This is a genomic window from Pseudomonas sp. NUPR-001 (assembly GCF_052147955.1).
GTDB lineage: Bacteria > Pseudomonadota > Gammaproteobacteria > Pseudomonadales > Pseudomonadaceae > Aquipseudomonas.
Window position 1 is genome coordinate 2,743,353 of the sequence record NZ_CP197353.1, and the last position, 26,148, is coordinate 2,769,500.

The 26,148-nt window shown below is 61.7% G+C and carries 24 protein-coding genes; 18 read left to right on the forward strand and 6 right to left on the reverse strand.

The window, feature by feature from the left end; genetic code table 11:
- Positions 1–3: 3 nt before the first annotated feature.
- From ACP6KB_RS12425 to ACP6KB_RS12435, 3 genes are all read right to left on the reverse strand, one after another.
- A complete protein-coding gene (locus tag ACP6KB_RS12425) occupies positions 4–2,121 on the reverse strand; it encodes a 3-hydroxyacyl-CoA dehydrogenase NAD-binding domain-containing protein (protein ID WP_442114015.1) in 2,118 nt (705 codons plus the stop codon).
- 35 nt (positions 2,122–2,156) lie between these two features.
- The gene (locus tag ACP6KB_RS12430; protein ID WP_442114016.1) at positions 2,157–3,944 is read right to left on the reverse strand and encodes an acyl-CoA dehydrogenase C-terminal domain-containing protein; all 1,788 of its coding nucleotides are present in this window, start codon (positions 3,942–3,944) and stop codon (positions 2,157–2,159) included.
- A 111-nt stretch (positions 3,945–4,055) separates the two neighbouring features.
- Positions 4,056–6,707: a LuxR C-terminal-related transcriptional regulator gene (locus ACP6KB_RS12435; protein ID WP_442114017.1), complete on the reverse strand. Its 2,652-nt coding sequence runs from the start codon at positions 6,705–6,707 to the stop codon at positions 4,056–4,058.
- A 311-nt stretch (positions 6,708–7,018) separates the two neighbouring features.
- On the opposite strand from ACP6KB_RS12435, the gene ACP6KB_RS12440 reads away from it, so the two are divergent.
- The 7 genes from ACP6KB_RS12440 to catA all read left to right on the forward strand — a co-directional run bounded on the left by ACP6KB_RS12440 (position 7,019) and on the right by catA (position 12,961).
- Complete coding sequence (locus ACP6KB_RS12440; protein WP_442114018.1) at positions 7,019–8,080, forward strand: phosphotransferase family protein; 1,062 nt, start codon at positions 7,019–7,021, stop codon at positions 8,078–8,080.
- Positions 8,077–8,451, forward strand: a complete 375-nt coding sequence (locus ACP6KB_RS12445; RefSeq protein ID WP_442114019.1) for a DUF6285 domain-containing protein — start codon at positions 8,077–8,079, stop codon at positions 8,449–8,451. The genes ACP6KB_RS12440 and ACP6KB_RS12445 overlap by 4 nt, the downstream gene beginning before the upstream one ends.
- The gene (locus tag ACP6KB_RS12450; RefSeq protein WP_442114020.1) at positions 8,444–9,163 is read left to right on the forward strand and encodes a histidine phosphatase family protein; all 720 of its coding nucleotides are present in this window, start codon (positions 8,444–8,446) and stop codon (positions 9,161–9,163) included. The genes ACP6KB_RS12445 and ACP6KB_RS12450 overlap by 8 nt, the downstream gene beginning before the upstream one ends.
- A gap of 29 nt (positions 9,164–9,192) precedes the next feature.
- A complete protein-coding gene (locus tag ACP6KB_RS12455) occupies positions 9,193–10,371 on the forward strand; it encodes an acyl-CoA dehydrogenase family protein (protein ID WP_442114021.1) in 1,179 nt (392 codons plus the stop codon).
- Between the two features lie 190 nt (positions 10,372–10,561).
- Positions 10,562–11,683: a muconate cycloisomerase family protein gene (locus ACP6KB_RS12460; RefSeq protein ID WP_442114022.1), complete on the forward strand. Its 1,122-nt coding sequence runs from the start codon at positions 10,562–10,564 to the stop codon at positions 11,681–11,683.
- Between the two features lie 14 nt (positions 11,684–11,697).
- Positions 11,698–11,988, forward strand: a complete 291-nt coding sequence (gene catC, locus ACP6KB_RS12465; protein ID WP_442114023.1) for a muconolactone Delta-isomerase — start codon at positions 11,698–11,700, stop codon at positions 11,986–11,988.
- Positions 11,989–12,022: 34 nt separating this feature from the next.
- The gene (gene catA / locus ACP6KB_RS12470; protein ID WP_442114024.1) at positions 12,023–12,961 is read left to right on the forward strand and encodes a catechol 1,2-dioxygenase; all 939 of its coding nucleotides are present in this window, start codon (positions 12,023–12,025) and stop codon (positions 12,959–12,961) included.
- Positions 12,962–13,092: 131 nt separating this feature from the next.
- Here catA and ACP6KB_RS12475 read toward each other — a convergent pair whose 3' ends face one another.
- Positions 13,093–13,722, reverse strand: a complete 630-nt coding sequence (locus tag ACP6KB_RS12475) for an NIPSNAP family protein (protein WP_442114025.1) — start codon at positions 13,720–13,722, stop codon at positions 13,093–13,095.
- Positions 13,723–14,215: 493 nt separating this feature from the next.
- Here ACP6KB_RS12475 and iacA point away from each other — a divergent pair, with 493 nt between their 5' ends.
- From iacA to ACP6KB_RS12510, 7 genes are all read left to right on the forward strand, one after another.
- Positions 14,216–15,388, forward strand: coding sequence for an indole-3-acetate monooxygenase (iacA, locus tag ACP6KB_RS12480; RefSeq protein WP_442114026.1), 1,173 nt, complete (start codon positions 14,216–14,218; stop codon positions 15,386–15,388).
- Positions 15,389–15,404: 16 nt separating this feature from the next.
- Positions 15,405–15,767, forward strand: coding sequence for an IacB protein (locus tag ACP6KB_RS12485; protein WP_442114027.1), 363 nt, complete (start codon positions 15,405–15,407; stop codon positions 15,765–15,767).
- Positions 15,768–15,891: 124 nt separating this feature from the next.
- The gene (locus ACP6KB_RS12490) at positions 15,892–17,166 is read left to right on the forward strand and encodes an aromatic ring-hydroxylating oxygenase subunit alpha (protein ID WP_442114028.1); all 1,275 of its coding nucleotides are present in this window, start codon (positions 15,892–15,894) and stop codon (positions 17,164–17,166) included.
- Between the two features lie 14 nt (positions 17,167–17,180).
- On the forward strand, positions 17,181–17,657 hold the full coding sequence (locus ACP6KB_RS12495; protein ID WP_442114029.1) for an aromatic-ring-hydroxylating dioxygenase subunit beta: 477 nt from the start codon (positions 17,181–17,183) through the stop codon (positions 17,655–17,657).
- Between the two features lie 12 nt (positions 17,658–17,669).
- Complete coding sequence (locus tag ACP6KB_RS12500) at positions 17,670–18,410, forward strand: SDR family NAD(P)-dependent oxidoreductase (RefSeq protein WP_442114030.1); 741 nt, start codon at positions 17,670–17,672, stop codon at positions 18,408–18,410.
- A gap of 51 nt (positions 18,411–18,461) precedes the next feature.
- The gene (locus ACP6KB_RS12505) at positions 18,462–19,421 is read left to right on the forward strand and encodes a PDR/VanB family oxidoreductase (protein WP_442114031.1); all 960 of its coding nucleotides are present in this window, start codon (positions 18,462–18,464) and stop codon (positions 19,419–19,421) included.
- 11 nt (positions 19,422–19,432) lie between these two features.
- Positions 19,433–19,930, forward strand: coding sequence for a flavin reductase (locus tag ACP6KB_RS12510; protein WP_442114032.1), 498 nt, complete (start codon positions 19,433–19,435; stop codon positions 19,928–19,930).
- A gap of 69 nt (positions 19,931–19,999) precedes the next feature.
- Here the strand turns inward: ACP6KB_RS12510 and ACP6KB_RS12515 are convergent, their stop codons facing one another.
- Positions 20,000–20,476: a MarR family winged helix-turn-helix transcriptional regulator gene (locus ACP6KB_RS12515; protein ID WP_442114033.1), complete on the reverse strand. Its 477-nt coding sequence runs from the start codon at positions 20,474–20,476 to the stop codon at positions 20,000–20,002.
- Positions 20,477–20,705: 229 nt separating this feature from the next.
- On the opposite strand from ACP6KB_RS12515, the gene ACP6KB_RS12520 reads away from it, so the two are divergent.
- From ACP6KB_RS12520 to ACP6KB_RS12535, 4 genes are all read left to right on the forward strand, one after another.
- Positions 20,706–21,851: an amidase gene (locus ACP6KB_RS12520; RefSeq protein ID WP_442114034.1), complete on the forward strand. Its 1,146-nt coding sequence runs from the start codon at positions 20,706–20,708 to the stop codon at positions 21,849–21,851.
- Complete coding sequence (locus ACP6KB_RS12525; RefSeq protein ID WP_442114035.1) at positions 21,848–22,387, forward strand: nuclear transport factor 2 family protein; 540 nt, start codon at positions 21,848–21,850, stop codon at positions 22,385–22,387. Before ACP6KB_RS12520 ends, ACP6KB_RS12525 begins: the two co-directional genes overlap by 4 nt.
- A 232-nt stretch (positions 22,388–22,619) precedes the next feature.
- Positions 22,620–24,068 (forward strand): APC family permease, encoded by a 1,449-nt coding sequence (locus ACP6KB_RS12530; RefSeq protein WP_442114036.1) that lies wholly within the window; start codon positions 22,620–22,622, stop codon positions 24,066–24,068.
- A gap of 126 nt (positions 24,069–24,194) precedes the next feature.
- Complete coding sequence (locus ACP6KB_RS12535; RefSeq protein ID WP_442114037.1) at positions 24,195–25,130, forward strand: helix-turn-helix domain-containing protein; 936 nt, start codon at positions 24,195–24,197, stop codon at positions 25,128–25,130.
- A 2-nt stretch (positions 25,131–25,132) separates the two neighbouring features.
- Here the strand turns inward: ACP6KB_RS12535 and ACP6KB_RS12540 are convergent, their stop codons facing one another.
- The gene (locus ACP6KB_RS12540; RefSeq protein WP_442114038.1) at positions 25,133–25,975 is read right to left on the reverse strand and encodes a helix-turn-helix domain-containing protein; all 843 of its coding nucleotides are present in this window, start codon (positions 25,973–25,975) and stop codon (positions 25,133–25,135) included.
- Positions 25,976–26,148 lie beyond the last annotated feature (173 nt).

The window sequence follows — 26,148 nt, forward strand, 5'->3', positions numbered from 1 at the left end:
TGTTCAGCGTTGGGCGATAAGGGTGTGCTGCTGGGCTACCAGGCGTTCGAGCAACGGCGCTGGCTGCAACCACATCTGGCCATAAGCCCCGAGGGTTTGACGGTAGTGCACAATGCCCGCCAGCACCCGCTCCAGGCCCAGTTGCTCGGCATAGTGCAGCGGGCCACCGCGCCAGGCCGGGAAGCCGTAGCCGTTGGTCCATACCAAGTCGACATCGCCGCTGCGCAAGGCAATGCCCTCATCCAGCAACTGCACGCCTTCGTTGATCAACATGAACAGGCAGCGGTCATGGATCTCTTCGTTGCTGATCGGCCGCCGGGTAATGCCCAGCTCGGCAGCAAGACGCTCGGCAATCTGCACCACTTCCGGATCGTCCAGACGCTCGCGGCCTTCGTAGCGGTAAAAGCCGCGGCCGCTTTTCTGGCCATGCCGATCAAGGCTGCACAGTTCGTCGGCGAGGCGGAAGTAGCTGGGGTCATGGGCGATGTGCTCACGTCGTGCCTGGCGCACCTGATAACCGATATCGATCCCGGCCAGGTCGTACATGGCAAATACGCCCATGGCCAGGCCCAGGCCGGTCAGTACCGCGTCAACCTGGGCGGGCGTGGCGCCTTCAAGTACCAGGCGATGGGCTTCGCGGGCATAAGGTTCGAGCATGCGGTTGCCGATAAAGCCGAAGCACACGCCAGACACCACCGGTAATTTGTCGATGCGTTTGGCGATGTTCAAGGTGGTTGCCAGTACGTCTGCCGCCGTGGCGCTGCCGCGTACTACTTCGAGCAGGCGCATGATATTGGCCGGGCTGAAGAAGTGCAGCCCCACCACGTCCTGCGGGCGGCGGGTAACGGCGGCGATCTGATCGACGTCCAGCGTCGAGGTGTTGCTGGCAAGGATGGCGCCGGGTTTGCACACTTCATCGAGGGTGCGGAACACCTGTTGCTTGACGCTGAGGTTTTCGAACACCGCCTCGATCACCAGATCCGCCTCAGCCAGATCGGCATATTCCAGGGTGCCGTGCAGCAGGGCCATGCGCTGTTCCAGTTGCGTCTGGCTGATCTTGCCGCGCTGGCGGCTGCTTTCGTAGTTTTTGCGGATCTGCGCCAGGCCGCGGTCCAAGGCCTGCGACGACTGCTCCAGCAGGGTCACGGCAATGCCGGCATTGACGAAGTTCATGGCAATCCCGCCGCCCATGGTCCCGGCGCCGACCACCGCCACCTGGCGGATGTTGCGCAGCGGTGTGCTGCGGTCGATGCCGGGAATTTTCAGCGCCTCGTTTTTGGCGAAGAACTGGTGACGCAGGGCTCGCGCCTGAGGGCTTTCCAGCGCCTGACGAAACAGCGCCTGTTCTTGCGCCAAGCCTTCTGGCAAGTCGAGTTCGCAGGCCGCTCGCACAGCCTCCAGGACCCATTGCGGCGCCGTTTGCCCTGGCTTGCGGGCCTGCAGGTGCGCGTGCTGCTGGTGGAAAAAGTCTGGCGATGGCGCCGGTAGCGCTGCGTTGCCGTTGGTCCTCACCGGTGCATGGGCCGCAACGCTGTCTGCCAATAGCTCGCGCGCGTAGCGGCAGGCGCTGCTCAGCAGTGCTTCACGCTGTTCCACCAGGCAGTCGATCAGCCCCAGTTCATGGCCACGTTGGGCACTGATCGGCTGGCCGCTGAGCATCATCTCCAGCGCCGCCGCCACGCCGATCACCCGTGGCAAGCGCTGCGTGCCGCCGGCACCGGGGATGACCCCAAGAGTAACCTCCGGCAGACCCAGGCGTGCGCTGGCCACGGCCACCCGGTGGCTGCACACCAGCGCCAGTTCCAGGCCGCCGCCCAGGGCCACGCCATCGATGGCGGCAATCAGCGGTTTGTCGATGTGTGCCAGCGTCGGCAGCAGCTCGGGCAGGGCCGGTGCCTGCCAGGTCAGCGGGCTGCCGAACTCGCTGATGTCGGCGCCGGCGCTGAACGGCAGGTCGAGGCCATAGAGGACAATGGCGCGCACCTGCGGATCGTTGGCGGCAGTGCGGCAGGCCTCGGCCAGGGCCTGGCGCAGCGCGTGGCCCAGGGCATTGACGGGGGCGCTGGCGAGGCCGATCAGGGCCAGCTCCTGGTCACGGTGATAGTCGATCAACTGTGGCATGGGGTACCTCGAATCAATAGGGTGACGGGCAAGTGTCAGCGGGCAAAGGCGCTGTCGCTGATGTTCATCAGGTTGGCGCTGCCGCTTTCGATCAGCGTGCGGTGCAGTGAAGCCCTGGGCAGCAGGCGTTGCAGGTAGAAACGTGCGGTTTCACCCTTGCCTTGATAGAACCCGTGTTCATCGCTACCACTGGCCAGGGCCTGTTCGGCGATACAGGCGGCGCGCAGCCAGTAGTAGCCCAGCACCACGTAGCCGCTGAGCATCAGATAATCAAAGGCGCTGGCGCCCACCAGGTTGGCGTCGTCGTGGTGACGCGCCTGCAGCTCGGCGCTGACCTGGCGCCAGGACTCGACCTGAATGAGCAGGGGTTGCGCCAGGTCTTGTGGCACGCCGGCGGCACTGGCGAAGTGCTGGATTTCATCGAGCAGTTGCGTCAGGGCCTGGCCGTTGTCGGCGAATACTTTGCGGGTCAGCAGGTCGATGCCCTGAATGGCGTTGGTGCCTTCGTAGATCGTGGTAATCCGCACGTCGCGTGCAATCTGCTCCATCCCCGACTCGTGGATGTAGCCGTGCCCGCCGAATACCTGAATGCCCAGCTGCGCAGCCTCGTTACCGGCTTCGCTGAGAAAGCCCTTGGCAATCGGTGTCAGCAGCGCCAGGCGCCGGGCGGCGGCGCCTTGCTCAGCCGCTGTCGCGCCATGGTGCAGGCGGTCGACGTCTTGCGCGCAGGCGTAGGTGAGCATGCGGCCACCTTCGGCAAAGGCTTTCTGGGTGAGCAACATACGCCGCACATCGGGGTGGCCGATGATCGGGTCAGCGGCCTGCTCAGGCTGCAGACGCGGGTTGGCGCGCATCTGCAGGCGTTCACGGGCATAGCGCACGGCGCCCTGGAAGGCCGACTCGGCGTGGGCCTGGGCTTGCTGGGCAACGGCCAGGCGCGATTCATTGATAAAGGTAAACATGGCGTTGATGCCGCGGTTCGCCTCACCGAGCAGGTGACCACAGGCCTCGTCGAAGTTGAGCACACAGGTGGCGTTACCGTGCAGGCCCATTTTCGCTTCAATGGCACCGCAGCTGACACCGTTGGCTGCGCCCGGTTGGCCCTGGGCGCTGAGCTGGCGCTTGCTCACGGCAAACAGGGAAATGCCTTTGATACCGGGCGCGGCCCCGTCGATGCGCGCCAGCACCAGGTGCACGATGTTTTCGGCCAGGTCGTGTTCACCGGCAGAAATGAACATCTTGCTGCCGCTGATCCGGTAGCTGCCATCGGCCTGGGGCACGGCGCGGGTGCGCAGCAAACCAAGGTCAGAGCCGCAGTGTGGTTCGGTCAGGCACATGGTGCCGGTCCAGCGTCCGGCGATCAGCGCAGGCAGTAAACGTTGCTTGAGTTCGTTATCGGCGTGGGCGCTGAGGGTGCTGATGGCGCCACTGGTGAGGTTGGCGTACATGCTCCAGGCATGGTTGGCACTGCAGAGCATTTCATGAATGACAAACCCCAGGGTCGGCGGCAGGCCTTGGCCACCGTAGGAGGGGTCTTTGTCCAGGCCCAACCAGCCGTTGTCGGCGAATTGGCTAAAGGCGGCGGCGAAGCCTGGCGGGGTCGTCACCTGACCGTCGTGCAGGCGGCAGCCCTGTACATCACCCACGGCGTTCAACGGTGCCAGTTGTTGCTCGGCAAACTTGGCGCCTTCTTCGGCAATGGCATCGAAGGTGCTGGGGTCGAGTGCTTCGCAATCGACCAGGTGCTGGTAGTGGCTGCCGAGGTCGAGCAGTTCATGGGCGACGAAGGCAATGTCGCGTAGTGGGGCCTGATAGGCGGGCATGCGGCGCTCCGGTGTGGATTGGCGATGCCCTGTTGTAGCAACTGGCGCGGTGGCCAGCGTCCACCCCGGGGTTGAATGGTGGGTGGAAACTACCTGGGGTGGAGGTGGAGGTCAGTCCAGCAGGCCAAGCGCCTGGGCCATGCGCCGGGCGCTGTCGCGATCGGCGACATCGAGCTTGCGGAACAGGTTGTTGATGTGGGTTTTGACGGTACTGAGGCTGATGAACAGCGTTTCGGCGATCTGTTGGTTGGTTTGCCCACGGGCCAAACGCTGGAGCACTGCCAGTTCACGTTTGGACAACGGCACGATCAGGGCAGGGTGGGTCTGCTCGTTGCTGGTCAGCCTGCGGCCGAACAGCTGCTGCAGCCGTTCGCGCGCGGGGGGCGGTTCAGTCAACTGCAGTTGTTCGCGGACCTGTGGCAGCAACAGGTGCTGCAACGACTCCAGGGTGGCTTGCCCTTCGTAGTGCAACAGCTGGCCAAAACCGTGGCGGCTGGCCAGTTGCAAAGCCTGCTCCAGGCACAGGAGTGCCGCGTCGCGGGCATTGCGGTCCTGTTCCAGCGCCGTTTCCAGCAGCAGCGTGTCGAGCAGCAAGCGCTGATTGGCTTGGGCTTGCGCCTGTTCTTTGAGGTTGGCGTGAATCTGCCAGGCTTTGCGATGTTGGCCCAGATGGCGCTGCACCCAGGCGTAGGCCAGCCATTCTTCCGGCAGCAAGTGCTCGCCGTAGCGGGCGAAGCAGCTGTGCCACTCATCCAGCCAGGCGAGCAGAAAGGCCTGGTCATCCTCACGCACGGCCAGCCGTGCGCGCCAGGCGCTGGCCAGGCGGTACAGCAGAAACAGGCTGTACTGGCGGGTCATGCGCCTGACCTCATCCCAACGTGCCTTGGCCAACTGCGTATCACCCTGGGCCCAGTACAGGCAGGCCTGATGGTGGAACACCCGCGCCAGTGCCGCGCAATGGGGAAAGCCCAGGGCCAGAGTTTCGGCCTGGTTCAGGCACTGGCGTGCCTGCGCCAGTTGATTGCCTTGCAGCAACACCAGACCTTGGCCCAGGTGATGGAACAGGCTGTAGAAAATCCCCGAGCTGCTGTTCTGGTGCTCGTTGGCCATGTTCACAAAGCGTTGCCAGGCCTGTTCGCCCTTGCCTTGGGCCAGTTCGATCTGGCCTAGCAGCAGTTGCAGCAGATGGGTGTAGCCACTCAAGCCAAACGCTTGTAACTCGCTCAAGGCCTGTTGACCCTCGGCTTCAGCCTCATTCAGGCAGCCCAGGGCGTATAGGCAACTGGCCCGGTCAAAATGCAACACCGAACGCGCTGCGTTGGCTTCAGGTACTTGCTGCAGGGCACGATCGGCGATACGCAGGCTGTGCATCAGGTTGCCACCCAGGCAGGCCAGACGGGTGCGCAAAAACGCCAGGGTTTGCTGCACCCGCTGCGGATGACGCGCTGGCGCCCGTTGGCGCAGCAGGCCTTGCAGACGCCGCAGGCACTGACGTGCATGAGCCACGTCATTGGTGACGATGACGATCGAGGCCTCGGTGGTGGCCAGGGTCAGGCTGTCGTTGCCGGTGTGTCCGGCCACGTCGGCGAGAAAGTCGACCAGGGTGTTGATCTTGCCTTCGCGCAGCAGCTCGAAGGCATGCCGCTCGACAATCGACTGCACCGCGTCAAAGTCCTTGGCGCGAACAAACTGGTGCAGCGCTTCGGTGACCTGACGCTGCGCCAGCAACCACTGCGCTGCCTGTTGATGTAACTGGCGTAGTTGCTGCGGATCGCGTTGTTCCAGACGCTGGTAAAGGCTACTACGCAGCACCGGGTGATAGCGGAACTCACGGTGCTCACCGGCGCGGGTCTCGATGAACAGGTCCAGGCGTTGCAACTGCCGGACCTGCTCGCGCACATTGGGGCTGCCACTAAGCTCGTGGGCCAACTCAAGGTCGAAGGCAGGCACCACCGAAGTCCGCTCCAGCAGGCGCAGCAGCTCGGGCTTGAGCTGGCGCAGACGCTCTTCCTCAAGGAACTGACGGGCATGGACAAGGGACTGCAGGGTAATCGCGCGCAAGTCGCTGGGGGCCTGCCCGCTGGCGGTGGCCTGGCTATAGGCGTTGAGCCACAACAACACGCCGCTGATCCAGCCTTCGCTGCCAGCACGCAACTGGTAAATCGCATCGGCGCTCAGTTGTACAGTGCGGCGGGCGGCCAGTTGCCGGGTTTCTTCGCTGTCCAGCGCCAGCTCGTGAGCGCTGATCTGCAGCAGTCTGGCATCACGGCGCAGGTGAGCCAAGGCTAATCGCGGAGGGCCTTCGCTGGCGGCCAGCAAGCGCAGATTGGCCAGCGGATACAGCAGCAGTTGCTCAAGGTACTGGCAGGCTTGGGGCGCGTGCAGCAGGTGCAGGTCGTCCAGCAGCAGGGTCAGCGGTTCAGGCAGGCGTTCCAGGTACTGCTGAATGTCGCGCCACAGGCGCTGCGCGTCGATTGGCGCGGTGCTTGCGGGCATGCCCAGCGCCGCCTGCAGGTGCAGCAGCAGGCTGAGCGGCTGATTGTCAGCGGCGCTTAGGCGCAGCCAGGCGCTGGTTGCGGCCTGGCGGCGGGCGAACTGGCTGAGCAGGATACTTTTGCCATAGCCCACGGGAGCCTGAAGCAGGACGAAGCAGCCGCCATCAACCGCCTGAGTCAAACGCTCGATCAGGCGCTCGCGAGTCAGGGCCCGGGCAGGTTCAGCGGGCATGCGCAGTTGGTTGGGCTGAAGCACGGGCAGGGCCATCACATTGTGGTTCCTTGCAGGCAAACAGGGGCTGTGGCGTGAGCTCGGTCGAGCGCGCTCATCCTAGCCGAGAGCGGCGTCACGATGGAAACTTCTGCGTAGCGCAGTGGCGGTTCAGGCTTGAAATCGGGCGTTCATACCTGCAATGCAAGGCTTCAAAACTGCAACAAGGAGCGCGTGTTGAAACGCCAAGGTCTTCGTGAATCGTGTGTAAGTGATTGTTAATAAAGACTTAAGTTAAAAATTTCAGTGCGTGGCATCGATCTTGCTCCCGAGCCTGACAGCAATCAATCGGCGAGATCGAGTCCACTATGCCAAGTAGCAATTCCTTGCGGCGTGACAACGCCCGAATCGACATCGCAGAGGCCCACGAGGCGCTGGCCGTGTACTTCAGCGCCCAGCTTGATGGCCAGCCGGTGGTTATTGAACGCAGTGAGCGGCTGTCTGGGGGCGCCATCCAGGAAAACTGGCTGCTGCAGGCGCGGGTGCATGACGGCCAGCAAGCCAGTCGCCAGCGCTGGGTGTTGCGTACCGATGCCGCCTCGGCAGTGGCGGCAAGCATGAGCCGTGAGCAGGAGTTCGCAGTGCTGCGCCGCGTTCATCAGGCCGGGGTCAAGGTGCCCGCGCCGTTGTGGCTGTGTCAGGACCTGCAGGTGATCGGCCGGGTGTTTTTCGTCATGCAGGCCTTGGAGGGGAGTGCCAGTGGCTTTGCCCTGAGCACTGCTGCGTTTACCGACGAGCAGCGCCGTGGGCTGTGCCACACACTGGGTGCCAACCTGGCCCGTCTGCATCAAATCACCCCGCCACAGGCGGGGCTTGAGTTTTTGCCCGCGCCCGTGGCAGACCCGGTGCAGAGCAGCATCGAGCACTATCGTGGCTTTCTCGACACCTTGCCTGAGCGCCACCCGGTGCTGGAGTGGGGCTTGCGCTGGTGCGAGCTGAACAAGCCCGACGCCCTGGCGCCTTGCCTGATCCATCGCGACTACCGCACCGGTAACTACCTGGTAGACGACGGTGCCCTGACCGGCGTGCTGGACTGGGAGTTCGCCGGCTGGGGCGATCCGCGCGAAGACCTGGGCTGGTTTTCGGCGCGTTGTTGGCGCTTCGCCCGCGCAGACCTTGCCGCCGGTGGCATCGGCGCGCTGGACGACTTCCTTGCCGGCTACCGCAGCGTCAGCGCGCTGGAACTGAGCGCTGCGGCGTTGCGTTTCTGGCAAGTGCTGGCCCACCTGCGCTGGGCGGTGATTGCCCTGCAGCAGCATCAGCGCCACCGCTCGGGTCAGCAGCGCTCGCTGGAGCTGGTGCTGACCGGGCGCCTGGTGCCCACCCTGGAACACGAGATTCTGGCCCTGACCGGAGGGATGAGCGCATGAGTACGTCTGATACGTGTGATCTGCTGGCCTGTGCCCGTGAGCTGCTGCTGTCGCAGCTGCTGCCGGTACTGCCACCACAGCAACACTACGACGCGCGGATGATCGCCAACGCACTGGCGATTGCCGGGCGCGACATTGAACGTTCGCAGGCTTGTGCCGAGGCGCACAGCAATGCCTTGAATGCCGTACTGGCCCTGCAAGGGCTGCCACCAGTGCCACTGGCGCAGGCGCAAGCACTGATCACTGAGCAGATCCGCAGTGGCGTATATGACGCCAGTTGCGCGGCGCAGCATGGCCTGTTGCAGGCGCTGCAGATCAGTACGGCCGAGCGTCTGAAAATCAACAACCCCAAGGTACTGCGCGATGAATGACAGCCCTGCGAACGGCGTGCGCCGCCGTCGTTGCTACCTGGTTCGTCATGGGCATGTGAGCTATTTCGACGCGAATGGGCGGCCGCTGGATCCGCGCAACGTCCCACTGTCGAGCAAGGGGATTGCGCAAGCGCAGGCGTTGGCCCAGGCGCTGCGCGAGGTGCCGTTCGACCGCGCCCTGTGCTCGGACTACCCGCGAGCCCGGCAGACCCTGGACCAACTGCTGGTCGGGCGTCCCCAGCCGGTGCAGATGCTCAGCGACTTGCGCGAGATTCGCGCTGGCCGCCTGCGTGATATCCCAGAACCTGCGCTGCAGCAGGAAGTCACCGAGGCCTATGCGCTGGCCGCCGGGGAGGGCGCGGCATTTCTGCGCGGTGAAGGCTGGCAGGCGTTTCAGGCCCGCATCCTGGCGCAGTTCAACGCACTGCTGGCAGACCCCGACTGGAGCAGCGCCTTGATCGTCAGCCACGACGCGGTCAACCGCATCCTCCTGGCCTGGGCCAGCGGTGCCGGCTTGCACGGGCTTGCAGCGTTCGAACAGGACCATGCCTGCCTCAATGTGCTGGATATCGACATGCACGGCCCGCGTGTGCTGCGTGCGCTGATCCGCACGCAGAACTTCACGCCCTATGACCCCGCCAAGATTGCCATCGAGCAGACCGTCATGGAGCACCTCTACAGCGCCATCGACCCACGTCGCCTGCACGCCTGACTGCGGCCCATAACCCAAGGAATATGACCATGAATTTTCAACTCCCTGCCGAACTGCTGGCCCTGCAAGCCAAGGTTCGCCGTTTTGTCACCGAAGAAATCGTGCCGATGGAGCGCGACCCGCGGCAAACCCCGCACGGCCCCAACGCTGAGTTGCGCCAGGCCCTGGTAGAGAAAGCCCGCGCCCACGGCCTGTTGACCCCGCACGCTTCAAAAGAGCTGGGCGGCTTGGGGCTGAGCCACCTTGAAAAAGCCGTCATTTTTGAAGAGGCCGCGTATTCGCCGCTGGGGCCGATCGCCCTGAACATCCATGCGCCGGACGAAGGCAATATCCACCTGCTGGAACTGGTGGCCACGCCTGAGCAGAAGCAGCGTTGGTTGCTGCCCATGGTTCAGGGTCACATTCGCTCCTGCTTCGCCATGACCGAGCCGAGCCCCGGCGCTGGCTCCGACCCATCGATGCTCAGCACCACCGCGGTTCGCGATGGCGACGACTACCTGATCAATGGCCACAAGTGGTTTATCACCGGCGCCGAGGGCGCCAGCGTTGCGATCATCATGGCGCGCATGGAAGACGGCAGTGCAACCCTGTTCCTGACCGACACCGACCAGCCCGGCTTCATCCTCGAACGCATGATGGATTCGCTCGACAGCTGCTTTGCCGGCGGCCATGCAGTGCTGCGTCTGGAGAATCTGCGGGTACCGGCAAGCAACGTGCTGGGGGAGGTGGGCAAGGGCTTTCGTTATGCGCAACTGCGCCTGGCACCGGCGCGCCTGACACACTGCATGCGCTGGCTTGGCCAGGCCCGCCGCGCCCACGAGGTGGCGTGCACCTACGCCAGCCAGCGCCAGTCGTTCGGCAAGGTACTGGGCGAACACCAGGGGGTAGGCTTCATGCTGGCCGACAACGAAATGGACCTGCACAGCACACGCCTGACCATCTGGCATTGCGCCTGGGTGCTGGATCAGGGTGAGCGCGGCAACGTCGAGTCGAGCATGGCCAAAGTGATCAGCTCCGAAAGCATCTGGCGGGTGATCGACCGTTGCGTGCAGGTGCTGGGCGGGCAGGGCGTTACCGGCGAGAGCATCGTTGAGCGGATCTTCCGCGATGCGCGCAGTTTTCGCATCTACGACGGCCCTAATGAGGTGCATCGCATGAGCCTGGCCAAGAAGGTATTGGCGCGTTTTGAGCAGAAAAATCAGCAATAACAAGACGTTGGGTGATATCAAGGCGCGCCGTTGCCACTCGCTACGGTGCGTTGATACCTCCTGAGTATAGTTGAATATTCAATTGATATTGGACGTAAATACGACAATGTGCAAAGCTCGGCAAGGCTAATAAAAACAACAGTCCGGGGCATCTATCGATGCTCGGACGCTTTGCCTTTGGAAGCTTGCCATGACACATGCTGCGATCGAACGCATTGACACCCTGATTGTCGATCTACCCACCATCCGCCCGCACAAGCTGGCCATGCATACCATGCAGGCGCAGACCCTGGTGATCATCAAGCTGCGCTGCGCCGATGGGGTGGAAGGCATCGGTGAGTCCACCACCATCGGTGGCCTGGCCTATGGCTACGAAAGCCCGGAAAGCATCAAACAGAACATCGACTCGCACCTGGCACCCGCCCTGATCGGCATGGACGCCAGCAACATCAACGCCGCCATGCTCAAGCTGGAGAAGATTGCCAAAGGCAATACCTTCGCCAAATCCGGCCTGGAAACCGCCTTGCTCGATGCCCAGGGCAAACGCCTGGGGTTGCCGGTCAGTGAGCTGCTTGGCGGTCGCGTCCGCGACAGCCTGGAAGTGGCCTGGACCCTGGCGTCTGGCGACACCGCGCGCGACATCGCCGAAGCCGAACAGATGCTAGAACAGCGCCGTCACCGCATCTTCAAACTGAAGATTGGTGCCAACCCGGTCGACGCTGACCTGGCCCATGTCATCGCCATCAAAAAAGCCTTGGGCAACCAGGCCAGCGTGCGCGTCGACGTTAACCAGTACTGGAACATTTCCCAGGCCGTGCGTGCCTGCCGGGTGCTTGGCGATAACGGCATCGACCTGATCGAACAGCCGATTTCGCGCAATAACCGCGCCGGGCAAGTGCACCTGAACCAGGTCAGCAGCGCGCCGATCATGGCCGACGAGTCGATCGAATGCGTTGAAGATGCGCTGAGCCTGGTGATCGACGGCGCTGCCAGCGTCTTCGCCTTGAAGATTGCCAAGAATGGCGGGCCGCGTGCGGTGTTGCGCACCGCGCAGATCGCCGAGGCCGCCGGTGTGGCCCTGTACGGCGGCACCATGCTTGAGGGCAGCGTCGGCACCCTGGCGTCGGCGCATGCCTTTATCACCCTGAATCAGCTGACCTGGGGCACCGAACTGTTCGGGCCGCTGCTGCTGACCGAAGAAATCGTCACCGAAGCGCCGGTGTATCGCGATTTCCACCTGCATGTACCCCGTACCCCTGGCTTGGGGCTGACGCTGGACGAAGCACGTCTGGCGCGTTTCGCTCGCCGTTGATAGAGGCAAACAGCATGCTTTTCCACGTGAAGATGACGGTAAAACTCCCCCTCGACATGCCTGCCGATACGGCCGCAGCGCTCAAGGCCGATGAAAAGGCCCTGGCGCAACGCCTGCAGCAAGAGGGCACCTGGCGCCACCTGTGGCGAATCGCCGGGCACTACGCAAACTACAGCGTGTTCGATGTGCCCAGTGTCGAAGCGCTGCATGACACCCTCATGCAACTGCCGCTGTTCCCCTACATGGACATTGAGATCGATGGGCTGTGTCGCCATCCGTCCTCGATCCATGCTGACGATCGCTGATCACATCCAACAACAATAATGTCAGGTGATAACTATGACCGTGAAAATTTCCCACACTGCTGATGTGCAGAACTTCTTCAAGGAAGTCGCCGGGATCGACAACGACCAAGGCAACCAGCGCTTCAAGCAGATCATCCTGCGTATTATTCAGGATGCTGCGCGGCTGATCGAAGACCTGGAAATCAGCGACGACGAGTTCTGGAAAGCCGTGGACTACCTCAACCGCATGGGCAGCAACCAGGAAGCCGGGCTGCTGGTGGCGGGGTTGGGTATCGAGCACTTCCTCGACCTGCTGCAAGACGCTAAAGATGCCCAGGCCGGGCTCAGCGGCGGTACCCCGCGGACCATTGAAGGGCCGCTGTATGTCGCCGGTGCACCGTTGTCCGAAGGCGAGGCACGCATGGATGACGGCAGCGACCCGGGTACTGCATTGTTCCTGCACGGGCGCGTCGTCGATGCCCAGGGTCATCCGATTGCCGGGGCCACGGTTGACGTCTGGCATGCCAGCACCAAGGGTACCTACTCCTACTTCGACGGTAGCCAGTCTGAATACAACCTGCGTCGACGCATCGTCACCGACGCAACGGGTAGCTATCGTGCGCGCAGCATTGTGCCTTGTGGTTATGGCTGCCCGCCCAGCGGCACCACGCAAGAAGTGCTGAACCAGCTGGGTCGCCATGGCCAGCGCCCGGCGCATATCCACTTCTTCATCTCTGCACCGGGCTACCGTCACCTGACCACGCAAATCAACTTCGAGGGTGATCAATACCTCTGGGACGACTTTGCTTACGCCACCCGTGATGGCCTGGTCGGGCGTTTGAACTTCATCGAGGATGCGCAGGCGGCGCAGGCCCGTGGGCTGGAGGTGGCGAACTTTGCCGATCTGGAATTCAGCTTCCAGCTGCAGGATGCCCAGGACGCGGCGGCCACCGAACGCAGCCAGCGCCCGCGTGCGTTGCAGGCACCGTTGTAGGCGCTGGCTGTCGGTGGGAGCGGGCTTGCCCCGCGATGGCGGTCTGTCTGACACACCACCGACCGGTGGGAGCGGGCTTGTCCCGCGATGGCGGTCTGTCTGTTACGCCGTCTCGCGGGGCAAGCCCGCTCCTACGCCAACGGTGAGAAAGCGGCGGGCAGATAGACCACTGAGTTCATTTCCTGCAGTTGCGGCGCGGAGTTCTCCGGCGGCCAAACACCGTCTTTGACTGCGCGCGTACGCACGTCCAGGCGTTGTTCAAGGCTGGCGTAGGGCCAGATGTGCAGGTAGCGGGGTACGCGGCCACTGGTTGCATAGAACGCGGCATACACCGCTGAGTACCCCTCTGCGGTACGCGCCCCCACGGCCTTTTGCCAGCCTTGCAGGGTCGGTTCCAGCCCCGACGGCACCAGGTTGTATTCGCGCAGTTCGTAGAACGGACCGTGCTTGCCGGCCGGCAGCGGCTGCACGAAGGGGAACCGGCAGTAGTCATCAATGTGCTGGTGCAGCAGGTACTCGCCGACGCCCAGGCCATCCGCCGCCAACAGCAGGCGCTGGCGTTCGGCATCGCGGATTTCGCTTGAGGCAAAGCTGCGCAGTATCGCAATGGTGTTCTGCGGGCCGATCTCGGACACCCAGCAGCCGACCAATTCGACGCCTTCAAGCGCCTGCCCCAAGGCTGTCTGTAGTTTGGGCAAAGCCTGTGCCGGGGTGCGAACGCGCAGGGTCAGGCGGATCAACTCGTACAGTTGATGGCTCATGGGTCATTCCTCTTGGAGTGCGAGTGTAGGGAGCGTGATCTTGGTGCGCTGTTACAGCGGTGCAATCATCGCTGGAGTGTGAATGGTTTGCTAGTAAATACGTGAAATAAAGCGTGAATAATCATCTATTCACGGGTCGGAGTTTTTAACCGTTTCGCCAGATTCTATGGATTTAAGTCAGTAAAAACAGTGACTTATATCTGATTATCAACAGCCTGTGGCGTTTTAAGTGACCAGATAAATGGCATTTTCAAGCGTGAATAATCCATTGACTATTCACGTAAATAAATGCACATTGACGCCACGGCACAAAAACAAAAAAGGTACTCGATCATGCCGACTCATCCCGCTTGTCCCTCCCTGTCTGACGTCTTTGTACAGGCGTCAGCATCCGCAGCACCGTCCCGCGGTCATGCTGCTAGCGCGAGGAATTGTTCTCTCGCCTGCCCATTGCTCATTGCCCTTAAACCGTGACTGAAGACGGAGTTTCTCTATGAATCCGCTTAGCGTATCGGCCACCGCACCTGCGTCTGCGCTTGCTACTGGTCCTGCCTTTGAAGCGCTGCTTGACGGTGTTCGCGATCGTGCCCGCCTGGGTGAATTTGATCGTCAACGCCACATCTCCCGTGATGTGATCGATGCGTTCAAGGCGCAGGGTGTGTATCGCGCTCTGGTGCCGCGGCGTTTTGGTGGCAGCGAGTGCTCGCCAGCGCAGTTCTGCGAAATGATCGAGCGCATCTCCCATGCCGATGGCTCGGCCGGCTGGGTAGCCAGCTTTGGCATGAGCCCTGTGTACCTGGCAGCCTTGCCGCTGGAGACCATCGCGCAGGTCTACGCCAATGGCCCGGACGTGGTCTTTGCCGGCGGAATTTTCCCGCCGCAACCTGCCGAGGTGGTGCCCGGTGGTTTCAAGGTCAAAGGGCGCTGGAAGTATTCCAGCGGCTCGATGGGCGCCGACATTGTGGGCGTGGGCATTGCCCCGAAAAACGGTGACGCCTTTGACCTGCCACGTATTGCGGTGATGCCGCAGTCCAAGGTGCGCATCGACGAAACCTGGGAAACCGTTGGCCTGCTGGGCACCGGCAGCCATGACCTGGTGATCGACGATGTGGTGGTGCCGGAGCAGTGGACGTTCGTCCGCGGCGGCGCAAGCAACCTCGATGAGCCGTTCTTCCGCTATCCCTCGCTGTCGTTTGCCACCCAGGTGCTTTCGGTGGTCGGGCTGGGCGTGGCACGCGCTGCACTGGACGAGCTGGCGGGCATGGCCAGCGGCAGAATCTCGGTGACCGGGGCGCCTGCACTGGCTGACCGCCCGCTGGCGCAAGTCGATATCGCCAAGGCCGAAGCGGCGTTGCGCTCGGCGCGGGCTTTCTTCTACGAGGCGATTGATCAGGCCTGGGATCACGTGCTGGCCGGCAACCCGGTACCGGCAGCCACCACCAACTTGCTGCGTTTGTCTTCAACCCATGCCACCCGTGTCGCCGCCGATGTCGCGCGTACCGCGCAGATGCTCTCGGGCATGACCGGTGTGTACAACGAAAGCCCGCTGGCCCGCTGCGTCAATGACGCGCAGGTGGTGACGCAGCACGCGTTTATGGGCGACGTGACTTATCAGAATGCCGGGGCAATCTTCTTCGGCAAACAACCGCTTCCTGGCTATATCTAATTACCGAGGTTTTGTCATGAGTGAAAATAAAGCATTGCGCGTGCTGTTTTGCATGGGCATCAACCAGAACTTCTTCGATGCGCCACGTGAAGAGCAACTTCAAGTGTGGGCGGCATTCAGTGAAATGTGGAATGGCATACATGATCTGCCTGGCGTCGAAGTACTGGGCAACATGGATGACGACAAAAGCATGGTTGGCCCTTCCGACGGTTTTCCCTGGACCACGTACTTGCTGGCCGATGTGCCGAACATCGAAACCGTGCATGCCGCCTGCAACCTGTTTCGGGTAACTCCGGTGGGCGAGGGCACTTACAAACTGTGGCGCTACGCCAAAGTTGAAGCACGTGTGGGCCGCGAGCTGATTATTCAGCGTGCTTGATTGACGGCAACTTAGCCGGTTACTGCGCACTACTGCATTTAAAACAACAAGGTACCGCTGTTGCGATGGTCAATTGCAGCAGGTGGGCAACTGTTGCCGGTATTCAGGCCGGCAAGGAGATACCGTGAGTAATTTGATCCCCGCCGTAAACCTGGCGGTTGACCCTGCCGAGCTGGTGCAGGCTGACCGTGTTCACACCTCGCTGTACACCGATCCGGCATTGTTCGATGCCGAACTGGAAAAGATTTTCTACAGCACCTGGGTATGGGTCGCACACGAAAGCGAAGTGCCGGAAGCCGGTAACTACAAGACCACCTACGTCGGCAAGCAGCCGGTGATCGTGGTGCGTGATCGCAAGAAGAACATCAACGTGTTGCTCAACCGTTGCCGCCACCGCGGCGCTACGGTGTGCGAACACAAGAAAGGCAAAACCGCCAGTTTCGTCTGCCCGTATCACGGCTGGGGTTACGCCCTGGACGGTTCGCTGCGTGGAATTCCGCACCCGGAAAGCTACGCCGATTGCATCGACAAGTCTGAGCTGCCGCTGGTCAGCCTGCGCGTGGAAACCTACGCCGGCATGGTGTTTGCCACGTTCAAAGACGACATCGAACCGCTGAGCGACTTCCTCGGTGCGGCGAAAAAGTGGATCGACCTGTTCATGAAGCAGGGCGCGGGCTACGGCATCAAGGTGCCGGGCGAACACCGCTTCCGCTTCCCGGGCAACTGGAAGATCCAGCTGGAAAACACCACCGACGCCTACCACTTCCCGCTGGTGCACAAGAGCTTCTTGTCCTCGGTCGATGAGCAGACCCTGGAACTGTTCGATTTCGTCGAGGGGCCAGGCTACGTCGAAGACCTCGGCAACGGCCACAGCGTGATGGTGATGATCCCTGATCTGGTCGACCTGGAAGCCGATCTCGACAAGCCGATTCCAGAGCGCTTCGAGGCGCTGGCCGCCGAGCTGCGTGACGAAGGCATCGAAGAACAGCAGGTGCGCCGCATCGTGCGCGCCGTGGGTGGTTCGGGCTTCAACCTCAACCTGTTCCCCAACATTGCCTGCTCGATGGCGTTCTTCCGCGTGCTGCAGCCGATCTCGGTCAACGAAACCGAAATCCATCACTCGGTGATCACCATGGACGGCGGCCCGGCGGTCGCCAACCGTTACCGCCTGCGTCTGCATGAGCACTTCCAGGGCCCGATGGGTTTTGGCACCCCGGACGACTCCGAAGCCTGGGAGCGGGTGCAGAAGGGCGCCAATGCCGGTGAAGAGCTGTGGATCATGCTCAACCGCGGGCTGGCCGGTGAAAAGCGCAGTGAAGATGGCCTGGTGTCCGACGTGAGTGCCGAAACCGGCATGCGTGCGGCCTACCAGCAGTGGAAAAAGATGATGTCGGCTTGAGTGTGGAGAACCTTATGAACCTGCAATTGCTGCAAGAAGTCACCGCTTTCATCTGGCAGGAAGGCGACATGCTCGACCACGGCGAATACGACGCCTGGCTCAACCTGTGGACCGAGAAAGGGACCTACATCATCCCGATCAACACCAAGGAAACCGACTTCGAAAACACCCTGAACTACGCCTACGACGACCATCACATGCGCAAGCTGCGGGTCCAGCGTCTGATCGGCGGCGAGTCGATCTCCACCAGCCCGCAACCGCGCACCGTGCGGACGCTGTCGCGGTTTCGCGTGCTGGTCGATGACGGCATGAACCTGACCGTACGCTGCGCGCAGAACGTGCGCGAGTTCCGCAAGGAAAGCCTCAAGCACTACAGCGCCGACCTGACCTACACGTTGGTGCGCAGCGAAGGCAGTTTCAAGATCCAGCGCAAGCTGATTAGCCTGATCAACAGCGACGATACCCTCGCCGGTATCGGATACATCCTTTAAAGGAGCCGTGCGATGAACCACGTGGCATTGGTGACCGGCGCAGGGCAGGGCCTGGGTCAGACGTTTTGTGCGCAGTTGCTGGCAGCCGGCTATCAGGTGGTGGTCACTGACCGCAGCCTGGAGGCCGCACAAGCCTCGGCAAAAGCGCTCGATCCAACCGGCGAGCTGACCTTGGCCGTGCAACTGGATGTTGGCAACAAGGCGGATTTTGAACAGGCGTTGAGCCAAGTGCTGGCGCGTTTCGGCGCGCTGCATGTGGTGGTCAACAACGCGGCAGTCACCAAAACCACGCCGCTGATGCAGATCAGCCCCGAAGAATTCGACGCGGTGGTCGGCCTGAACCTGCGCAGCATCTTTCTTGGCTGCCAGGTGTTGGGCGCCTACCTGGCCGAGGCCGGTTACGGGCGGATCATCAACATGGCCTCGCTTGCCGGGCAGAACGGCGGCACTGCCACCGGGGCGCACTATGCAGCGAGCAAGGGCGCGATCCTGACCCTGACCAAGATTTTTGCCAAGGAGTTCGCCAGCCGCGGGGTGACGGTCAACGCCATCGCCCCGGGGCCGATCGATTCCCCGGCCGTACATGCCGCCGTACCCGCCGACAAACGCGATGCGCTGCGCACCAACATTCCGGTGCAACGCTTTGGCGATGCAGGTTTTCTCGGTGATCTGATCGTTCAGCTGGCGCGCCCAGAGGCCTACTTCACCACCGGGGCGACCTGGGATGTGAACGGCGGCCTGTTCATGCGCTGAGCTGACACTGGGCCGCTGCGGCGGCCCTCCTGACTACATGGGGCAATTGCCATGACTGAAGCACTTTTGAACGTAGTGGTGCGCAAGCGCGAACTGCAAGGGGACGGCGTCGTCGTTCTCGACCTGGCCAGCACCGATGGCTCGCCGCTGCCGGCGTTTGACGCCGGCGCGCATGTTGATATTCACCTGGCTCCCGGCCTGGTGCGGCAGTACTCGCTGTGCAGCAACCCCGGCGACGTCAGCACGTACCGCCTGGGCATTCTCAAGGACCCTGCGTCGCGCGGCGGCTCGCTGGCCGCGCATGAGTCCCTGAACGAGGGCCAACAGGTGCAGATCAGCGCACCGCGCAACCTGTTCCCGCTGGCCGAAAACGCACAGCGCACCTTGCTGTTGGGCGGTGGTATCGGCGTCACGCCGATGATCGCCATGGCCTACACCCTGCATCAGCGCGGTGAGCCTTTCGAGCTGCACTATTGCGGGCGTGCCCGTCAGCGCAGTGCATTTCTGGAGGAGCTGGGCAGCGCCCCGTTCGCTGCGCAGGTGGTCACCCACTTCGACGACGAAGCGGATGAGCAGAAACTCGACCTGCCTGCAGTGCTGGGGCGCGGTCAGGCGGGCGTGCACATGTACACCTGCGGCCCTTCCGGTTTTATGGACTGGGTGATCAACGGTGCGCGAGAGCAAGGCTACGCCGAAGACCATATCCATAAAGAGTATTTCCAGGTCGAGGTCGATGCCAGCGGCGCCAGCTTCGAAGTGGTCGCTGCGCGCAGTGGCAAAACCGTGGAAATCGCCGAGGGTCAGTCAATTCTCGATGCCCTGGCCAAGGTCGGTATCAAGATTGAAAAGTCCTGTGAACAAGGGGTGTGCGGCACGTGCCTGTGCGACGTCCTGGAAGGTGAGCCTGATCACCGTGATGTGTACCTGACCGACGAAGAAAAAGCCGGCAACGACCAGATTCTGGTGTGTTGCTCGCGTGCCAAGTCAAAAACGCTCGTGCTGGACATTTGAGGAGAACAAGCATGGTCGACGTATCCAGCTTCCGTAATGCAATGGCGCTGTTGGGTGGTGCGGTATCGGTCATCACCACCGATGGTGTTGCCGGTCGCTTTGGCTTCACCGCTTCGGCCGTGTGCAGCGTAACCGACTCGCCGCCCACGCTGTTGGTGTGCATGAACCGCGCGTCACAATCCAACGCGCAGTTTCAAGCCAACGCAGTGGTGTGTGTGAACGTCTTGACGGGCGCTCATCAGGAACAGTCGGGGGTTTTTGCCAACAAGGCGCTGAGTATGGACGAGCGTTTTGCATCTGCCTCATGGACCACGCTGGAAAGCGGTGCACCGGTGATGCTCGATGCGCTGGTGAACTTCGACTGCCGGATTGCCCAAGTGCATGAAGTGGGTTCGCACAGCATCTTTTACTGCGAAGTCCAGGCCATTCGCCATGGCGGCGCAGATGAGGGCCTGGTGTATTTCAACCGTGCCTACCATCGCCTTGGCCAAGCCTCCAAGGCCGTGTAGGAGCGGGCTTGCCCCGCGATGCGATGTAGCTGATACACCGCGATCGCGGGGCAAGCGCGCTCCCGCCGCTTAGAAGCTTTCCAGATTGTGGAATACGGTTTCCAGGGTTTTGTTGAAGCGCTCGACCTGGCTCTCAGTGAGGCCGACAAAGCTGCGCTTGAACAGCTCGCTGGTCACACCCTGCATGCGCTCGATGGTGGCCAGCCCCAAGGGCGTAATGCACACCTGGGTCACCCGGCCGTCTTCGGCGCTTGGTGCAGTGTCGACCAGCCCGTCTTCCTTCATGCGGTAAACGATCTTGGTGATGGTCGACAGCTTGGCGATGGCGTGGGTGGAAATCTCGGAAATGCTCGACTGGCCGTTCTGATTGAGGATCCACAGTACCCGCCAGCGGGCAACATCGAGGTCAACCTTTTTCAGCAGCCGTTCCATGTTCTGGGTGTACTGGCCGTGTACGCGCGCCAACCAGTAAAACGGAAAATCTTCTTTGCGGAAGTCTTCGCTGGAGGGGTCGTAACGGCTGTGGCGCTTCTTGCTCGGGCTCATAAGTGACTGGCTGAAGTAAGTGAGCCCCAATAATAGACTTTTCCCGTAATGAGAACACCCTGAAATTGGCTGCGACCAAAGCGCGCAGGCCGTTGTGGCGCATGGTTGTGCAGATTTCATCGCAGAAAGCATTGGGTAAAGCATGAATATTCAGTTGACTATTCACGTAACGAAACGCAATTTTAAACACTGTCGGCGCAGCCTGCGCCTCCTGTGAAGTGAGGTTTCAATGGCAATTGTGGTTGAGTCTTTGAACATGGGCGGCTCAGGCCCCAGCGTGATGGTGAAGGACACCATCGACATTGCCGGCCTGCCGACCCGCGCATCGAGCCGGGCGCTGGAGCAGGCCGCGCCGGCCAAACAACATGCCGAAGTGGTGCGCCGGGTGCTGGAAGCCGGTTGCCGAATCACCGGGAAAACCAGTTTGCATGAGTTGGCCTTTGGCACCACCGGGATCAATCACTACACCGGAACCGCCGTCAACCCACGCTTTCCGGCGTTGATTCCCGGTGGTTCCTCCAGCGGTTCGGCGGCAGCGGTGGCGGCGGGGCTGGCCGATTTCAGCCTGGGCACCGACACCGGTGGTTCGGTACGCGTGCCAGCCTGTTGCTGCGGCGTGTTCGGCTTCAAGCCAACCTTTGGCCGTGTCAGTCGCGAGGGCGTTATGCCGGCTGCCACTACGCTGGATTGTGTAGGGCCGTTTGCGGCCTCGCTGCCGATGCTGATCCAGGCGATGGCCATCATTGATCCAAGTTTTCACCCGACCAGTCCCCCGGCAGAGGTCAGAGTCGGGGTACTCAAGGTGCCTGCAAGCGCAGCGGTCAATGATGTCGTCCAGGCGGCACTGAGCGCCAGCGGCCAGGCGCTGGAGACAATGGAGTGCGACGCGTTCGAAGCGGCTTACAGCGCCGGCATGGTGATCATCAACCGCGAAACCTATGCCGCTTGCGGGCATTTGCTCGCTACCGGTCTGGTAGGTGCTGATATTGCCGGACGCCTGCAGGCGGCTGGCACCATGACCGACGCCGCCGTGGCCGAGGCTGAGCGGATACGTGAACAGTTCAGCGCACAAGTCGATGCCGCGCTGCAACGCTGTGATGTGCTGGCACTGCCGACCATGCCTGATTTCCCACTGCCGGTTGCCGAAGCTGCCGACACCCGTGCGGTGCTGGGCATGACCGCACTGGTGCGGCCGTTCAACCTGTCCGGGCACCCGGCGCTGAGCATACCGCTGGCCAGCCGTCAGGGATTGCCGGTGGGCTTGCAACTGGTGGCTGCCAAGGGGGCGGACGAAGCCTTGCTGGCGGCCGCCACGCTGCTGTTGCAGCGCATCCATGAACAGGCGAGCAGCCCGGCGAGCGGAGTGCAGGTATGAACGAGATCCAACAACTGCAGGCACGCCTGGCGGTCTTCGAAGCGCAGCAAGCTGTGCGCGCTTGTATGAACCGCTACATGGCCTTGTGCGATGCGCTGGATGCCAACACGCCGCTGGAGGAGCTGGCCGGCCTGTTCACCCGTGATGCGGTGTGGGAGGGCAAGGGCGCCAAATACGCAAAAAGCTTTGGTGGTTACCGTGGCCGTGAGGCCATCCGCGCGATGTTCGCCAGCTACATGCAACCGCCCGCGCACTTTGCCTTGAACGTGCATTTTCTCACCAGCGAGCTGATCAGCGTGGAGGCAGAGCAGGCCAGCGGCAGCTGGATCATGTTGCAGACCAGCACCTTCGCCAACCAGGCCTCGCACCTGAATGCGGCGCGCCTGACGGTGCGCTTCGCGGTCGAAGAGGGCCAATGGCGCATGGCGCACTTCCAGACCGAGAACCTGTTCGGGCGGCCGGTCAGTGCCTGGAACAGTGACGCGCCGTTGCCGGTGCCCACGGCCTCCACTCAACCCGTGCAAGCTGCGCAGTAGCACTTCCCGTCAAGCAGCGGGGCGGCGGACCTTCACGCGTTCGTCGCGCCCCGCAAAATCCGGCCCTACGGCGCTAAATGCGGCCAATTTGGGATAGCCGCCAGACTGGGCGAAGCCTAGCATCCTCTTCAGCCTGAAGGTCATAACAATAATGTGCCGTGGCGCACTGCGTGCAAGCGCGGCACGGTGTTCATCCCCGCAAAGTCTGCCTCATAAAACAAGGTATAAAAACATGAGCGAATTTCTGCGCGACAGTTCCTCGACGGAACTGCGGCGTGGCAGCCTTGGTGTTGCCATGATCATCTTCTTCGTACTCTCGGCGGCCAGCCCGCTCAGCGTACTGGCGGGTGGTTTCCCCATTGGCATGATGCTGGGTAATGGCGCGGGAACGCCGGCTTTATTGATCGCCACGCTGGTGGTGTTGCTGTGCTTTGCAGCCGGCTACACGCGCATGGCCGGGCACATCACCCATGCCGGTGGTTTCTACGCCTTGATTTCCCGTGGCTTGGGCGGCCTGGCCGGCGGCGCCGCAGGAATGCTGGCGATGGTCGCCTATAACGTGCTGCAGGCCGGCATGTATGGCCTGTTCGGCGCCATTGTCGCCGGCACCCTGGCTGAGGTGTTCGCCATCAACCTGCCGTGGTGGGTTTGTTCTGCCGTCGCCCTGGGGCTGATTGCCTGCCTGGGGTATCGCAACATCGACCTGTCGGCGAAGGTCCTGTCGATCACCGTGATCGCCGAGTACCTTGCAGTGCTGATACTCGATATCGCGATTCTGAGCAGCGGCGGCGCACAGGGCATTAACGCCGACGCGTTCACCCCCGCGCACATCAGCAGCGGTAACCCGTCGATTGGCCTGCTGTTCTGCTTCGCCGCCTTCATCGGCTTTGAAGCCTCCACGCTGTACAGCGAAGAAGCCAAAGATGCCAAGCGCACCATTCCCAAGGCCACCTACCTCTCGGTCCTGCTGATTGGCGGCTTCTATACCCTGTCGCTGTGGGCCATGGTGGTCGGCGCGGGGGCCGATGACCTGGTGTCGACCCTGCAGGCACTGCAAGACCCGACCACCTTTCTCTACACGCTGTCTGACCAGTATGTGGGTGTGGGCTTGACCACCGCGATTCGCTTGCTGTTTGTGGCCAGCCTGTTTGCCGGTTTGCTGGCCTTCCACAACGCCGCCGCTCGCTACTTCTTCGCCATTGGCCGTGACGGCTTGCTGCCGCAGAAGCTCGGTACCACCCACCGCAAGCACCAAAGCCCGCACCTGGGCTCTGGCCTGCAGTCGCTGATTGCAGCCAGCATCCTGGCTGTGTTTGCCTTGGCCGGTGCCGATCCGGTGCTGCAACTGTTCTCCTGGTTCTCCAACGTGGCCACCTTGTGCCTGATTCTGTTGATGGTGCTGACCTCGCTGGCGGTCATCGGCTTCTTCAAGAGCAACCCGCAACTGGCCGACAGCAGGCTCAAGTGTTTCATCCTGCCGGCGCTTTCTGGCGTGGCACTGCTGGCCGTGTTGATCACCGCAGTCATCCACTTCGATGTGCTGACCGGTGCCAGTACCACGCTGTCGTTGGCCCTGTGCACGATTGTGCCGGTGGCCGCACTGCTGGGTATGGCGCTCGCTTTACGGTTGCGCAGCACCGCTCCGGTTCGCTTCAACGGCCTGGGCAATCACTCCGCCTGAGTGGAGGGCGATGGCGGCCCAGGCAGTGGGCCGCTTTGCAGTCAGTCGATGAGTGGTTGCCGGGCGAAGGATGGTTGGCCTGCCGCTTGCTTACAACTTGTTACAAGTACATAACAGGTAGTAACAATGGCGATGTTTGCCCAGATGAAAAGCTTTGACGACGTACATTTGCATGCCGGTGCAATCGTGGGATGGCAACAAACCTACGATCAGTTGAGCACCGGTCACGTGCAGACAGTGCTCAAACACGTCACCGGCGAGCGTTTCCAGATCTTTCAAGAATCATTGAACAAGCGTGTAGCCCAGCGGGGCGTAGCGCCGTTGGGGCGGTTGTGCCTGGCAATGCCCAAGTGTGGTGCAGACCTGGCAGTGTTTCAGGGTAAAAGCCTGGGAACTGAAAGTGTCACGCTTCTTCACAGTGGCCAGGAGTTTTTTGTGCAAGCAGCCGAAGGCATGGACTTGCTGGCCATCACCGTTGAGGCCGCCCGTCTGGAAAATCTGGCGGCCAGGGAGTTTTCCGACAGCGAAATGCGTCGGCTGGGCAAGGTCTCGCGCCTAGAGCTGCGCCGCGAAGTGTTGCACACCGTGCGCAAGCGTCTGGAAGATGTGGTGATGGCGGCGCTGCAGGATCAACACCTGCCGGAAAACCTGCTGGAAGACTTGACCCTGGAGTGCATGCTTGACCTGCTCGACCATCGGGTTGAAGGCGACGAGGGGCGTTCCGGCAATCACGTGGTCAGCGCTTATCTGGTCAAGCAAAGTCAGGAGTTGGCCCTGGCGCACCATGATGAACCAATCTCGGTGCTGGAGTTGTGCGAGCGACTGAACGTCAGTCGGCGCACATTGCAACGCAGTTTTCAGAGCGTGACCGGTTTACGCCCGGTGGAATACTTGCGTTCGGTCAGGCTCAACGCTGCCCGCCGACGCTTGCGCAGCACCTGTGCCAACCAAGTCACCGTGGCGCGCATCGCCAGTGATTTTGGCTTCACCCATTTGGGGCATTTTGCTGGCTACTACAAAGCGTTGTTTGGTGAGCACCCGTCGGAAACACCACGCCACTGACTTCAGGCCGCCGCTTGCCGGGACTGCAGGAGGCGCTGGCTGTAAGCCCCTTGAGTGATCTGCCGCTGATACTCATGGGGCGTGGTACTGACCAGTTGCTTGAAGTCGCGCAAAAAATGCGACTGATCGGTAAAGCCCAGCTCCATCGCCAACTCGGTAAATGACAACGCCTGCTCTGTATTGATGGAGTTCAGCGCCGCCTGGCAACGGATGATTCGGCAGAATGCCTTGGGTGTCATCCCGGTATCCTGGGTGAACTGCCGATGCAGGGTGCGGGTGGTGTAGCCGCTCAAGGCTTCAAGTTGCTGAACACGGATATCGCCTTTGTGCTGCAGCACGGTCTGGATGATCGACGCGGTCAGCTCAGAGGTTTTGCGCAAGGCGTCGGGTACCAGATAGCGGTTGAACAGGTTCATCTGTTCGCTAAGCACCGGCGTTTTCAACACTTCTTCGAAAAACGCCTGAGCGTGCGGGGTGACCTCCAACAGGTTCAACTCCTGCTCGGTCAGTTCTTGCGCCAGCGCGTTGATAAAACCCGGGATCACCCCCGGGGTAAAGCGCACACCAAAGTAATGATGGTTTTCCAGAAGTTCTACTCGCCGGGCTTGCAGGGGTGTGCCACAGACACGTGCGGTGGGCCGATCAGCATCGCAGTCGACAACAATATCCACGCAGCCATCGGGAATCGCCAACATCACATTGCTTGATTGCGCAACATCCAGTGCATAGAAATGCGAAATCGCCGGATGACTGGCGGCGATCACTGAATAGTGTGATGAATTCAATACGAACCAAGGTTGTTCAAATGTATTGGTGGCAGGCGAGGGTATATGCGCTTTTTTCATAACGGCGGTCTGCTGCTGATGATCTTATTATTGTGCAATGGCCGTGCCGATTAAATCGGCTGAAGTCGGCCGTTCATGTCCGAAATGTACAATACCGCGAAAACCGGCTCCGTATACTGGAACCCATGTTGAAAGAGCAACCCGAGCCTATTGGCTTGAGGGGAGGGCGTGTC

Excerpts from the sequence above, each read along its gene's own strand:
- ACP6KB_RS12530 (WP_442114036.1), top strand. The coding sequence starts at position 22,620 with ATGAGCGAATTTCTGCGCGACAGTTCCTCGACGGAACTGCGGCGTGGC.
- ACP6KB_RS12520 (WP_442114034.1), top strand. The coding sequence starts at position 20,706 with ATGGCAATTGTGGTTGAGTCTTTGAACATGGGCGGCTCAGGCCCCAGC.
- ACP6KB_RS12495 (WP_442114029.1), top strand. The coding sequence starts at position 17,181 with ATGAACCTGCAATTGCTGCAAGAAGTCACCGCTTTCATCTGGCAGGAA.
- ACP6KB_RS12440 (WP_442114018.1), top strand. The coding sequence starts at position 7,019 with ATGCCAAGTAGCAATTCCTTGCGGCGTGACAACGCCCGAATCGACATC.
- ACP6KB_RS12515 (WP_442114033.1), bottom strand. The coding sequence starts at position 20,476 with ATGAGCCCGAGCAAGAAGCGCCACAGCCGTTACGACCCCTCCAGCGAA.
- ACP6KB_RS12445 (WP_442114019.1), top strand. The coding sequence starts at position 8,077 with ATGAGTACGTCTGATACGTGTGATCTGCTGGCCTGTGCCCGTGAGCTG.
- ACP6KB_RS12525 (WP_442114035.1), top strand. The coding sequence starts at position 21,848 with ATGAACGAGATCCAACAACTGCAGGCACGCCTGGCGGTCTTCGAAGCG.
- iacA (WP_442114026.1), top strand. The coding sequence starts at position 14,216 with ATGAATCCGCTTAGCGTATCGGCCACCGCACCTGCGTCTGCGCTTGCT.
- ACP6KB_RS12485 (WP_442114027.1), top strand. The coding sequence starts at position 15,405 with ATGAGTGAAAATAAAGCATTGCGCGTGCTGTTTTGCATGGGCATCAAC.
- catC (WP_442114023.1), top strand. The coding sequence starts at position 11,698 with ATGCTTTTCCACGTGAAGATGACGGTAAAACTCCCCCTCGACATGCCT.
- ACP6KB_RS12540 (WP_442114038.1), bottom strand. The coding sequence starts at position 25,975 with ATGAAAAAAGCGCATATACCCTCGCCTGCCACCAATACATTTGAACAA.
- ACP6KB_RS12500 (WP_442114030.1), top strand. The coding sequence starts at position 17,670 with ATGAACCACGTGGCATTGGTGACCGGCGCAGGGCAGGGCCTGGGTCAG.
- catA (WP_442114024.1), top strand. The coding sequence starts at position 12,023 with ATGACCGTGAAAATTTCCCACACTGCTGATGTGCAGAACTTCTTCAAG.
- ACP6KB_RS12510 (WP_442114032.1), top strand. The coding sequence starts at position 19,433 with ATGGTCGACGTATCCAGCTTCCGTAATGCAATGGCGCTGTTGGGTGGT.
- ACP6KB_RS12430 (WP_442114016.1), bottom strand. The coding sequence starts at position 3,944 with ATGCCCGCCTATCAGGCCCCACTACGCGACATTGCCTTCGTCGCCCAT.
- ACP6KB_RS12455 (WP_442114021.1), top strand. The coding sequence starts at position 9,193 with ATGAATTTTCAACTCCCTGCCGAACTGCTGGCCCTGCAAGCCAAGGTT.
- ACP6KB_RS12450 (WP_442114020.1), top strand. The coding sequence starts at position 8,444 with ATGAATGACAGCCCTGCGAACGGCGTGCGCCGCCGTCGTTGCTACCTG.
- ACP6KB_RS12435 (WP_442114017.1), bottom strand. The coding sequence starts at position 6,707 with ATGGCCCTGCCCGTGCTTCAGCCCAACCAACTGCGCATGCCCGCTGAA.
- ACP6KB_RS12425 (WP_442114015.1), bottom strand. The coding sequence starts at position 2,121 with ATGCCACAGTTGATCGACTATCACCGTGACCAGGAGCTGGCCCTGATC.
- ACP6KB_RS12475 (WP_442114025.1), bottom strand. The coding sequence starts at position 13,722 with ATGAGCCATCAACTGTACGAGTTGATCCGCCTGACCCTGCGCGTTCGC.
- ACP6KB_RS12535 (WP_442114037.1), top strand. The coding sequence starts at position 24,195 with ATGGCGATGTTTGCCCAGATGAAAAGCTTTGACGACGTACATTTGCAT.
- ACP6KB_RS12460 (WP_442114022.1), top strand. The coding sequence starts at position 10,562 with ATGACACATGCTGCGATCGAACGCATTGACACCCTGATTGTCGATCTA.
- ACP6KB_RS12505 (WP_442114031.1), top strand. The coding sequence starts at position 18,462 with ATGACTGAAGCACTTTTGAACGTAGTGGTGCGCAAGCGCGAACTGCAA.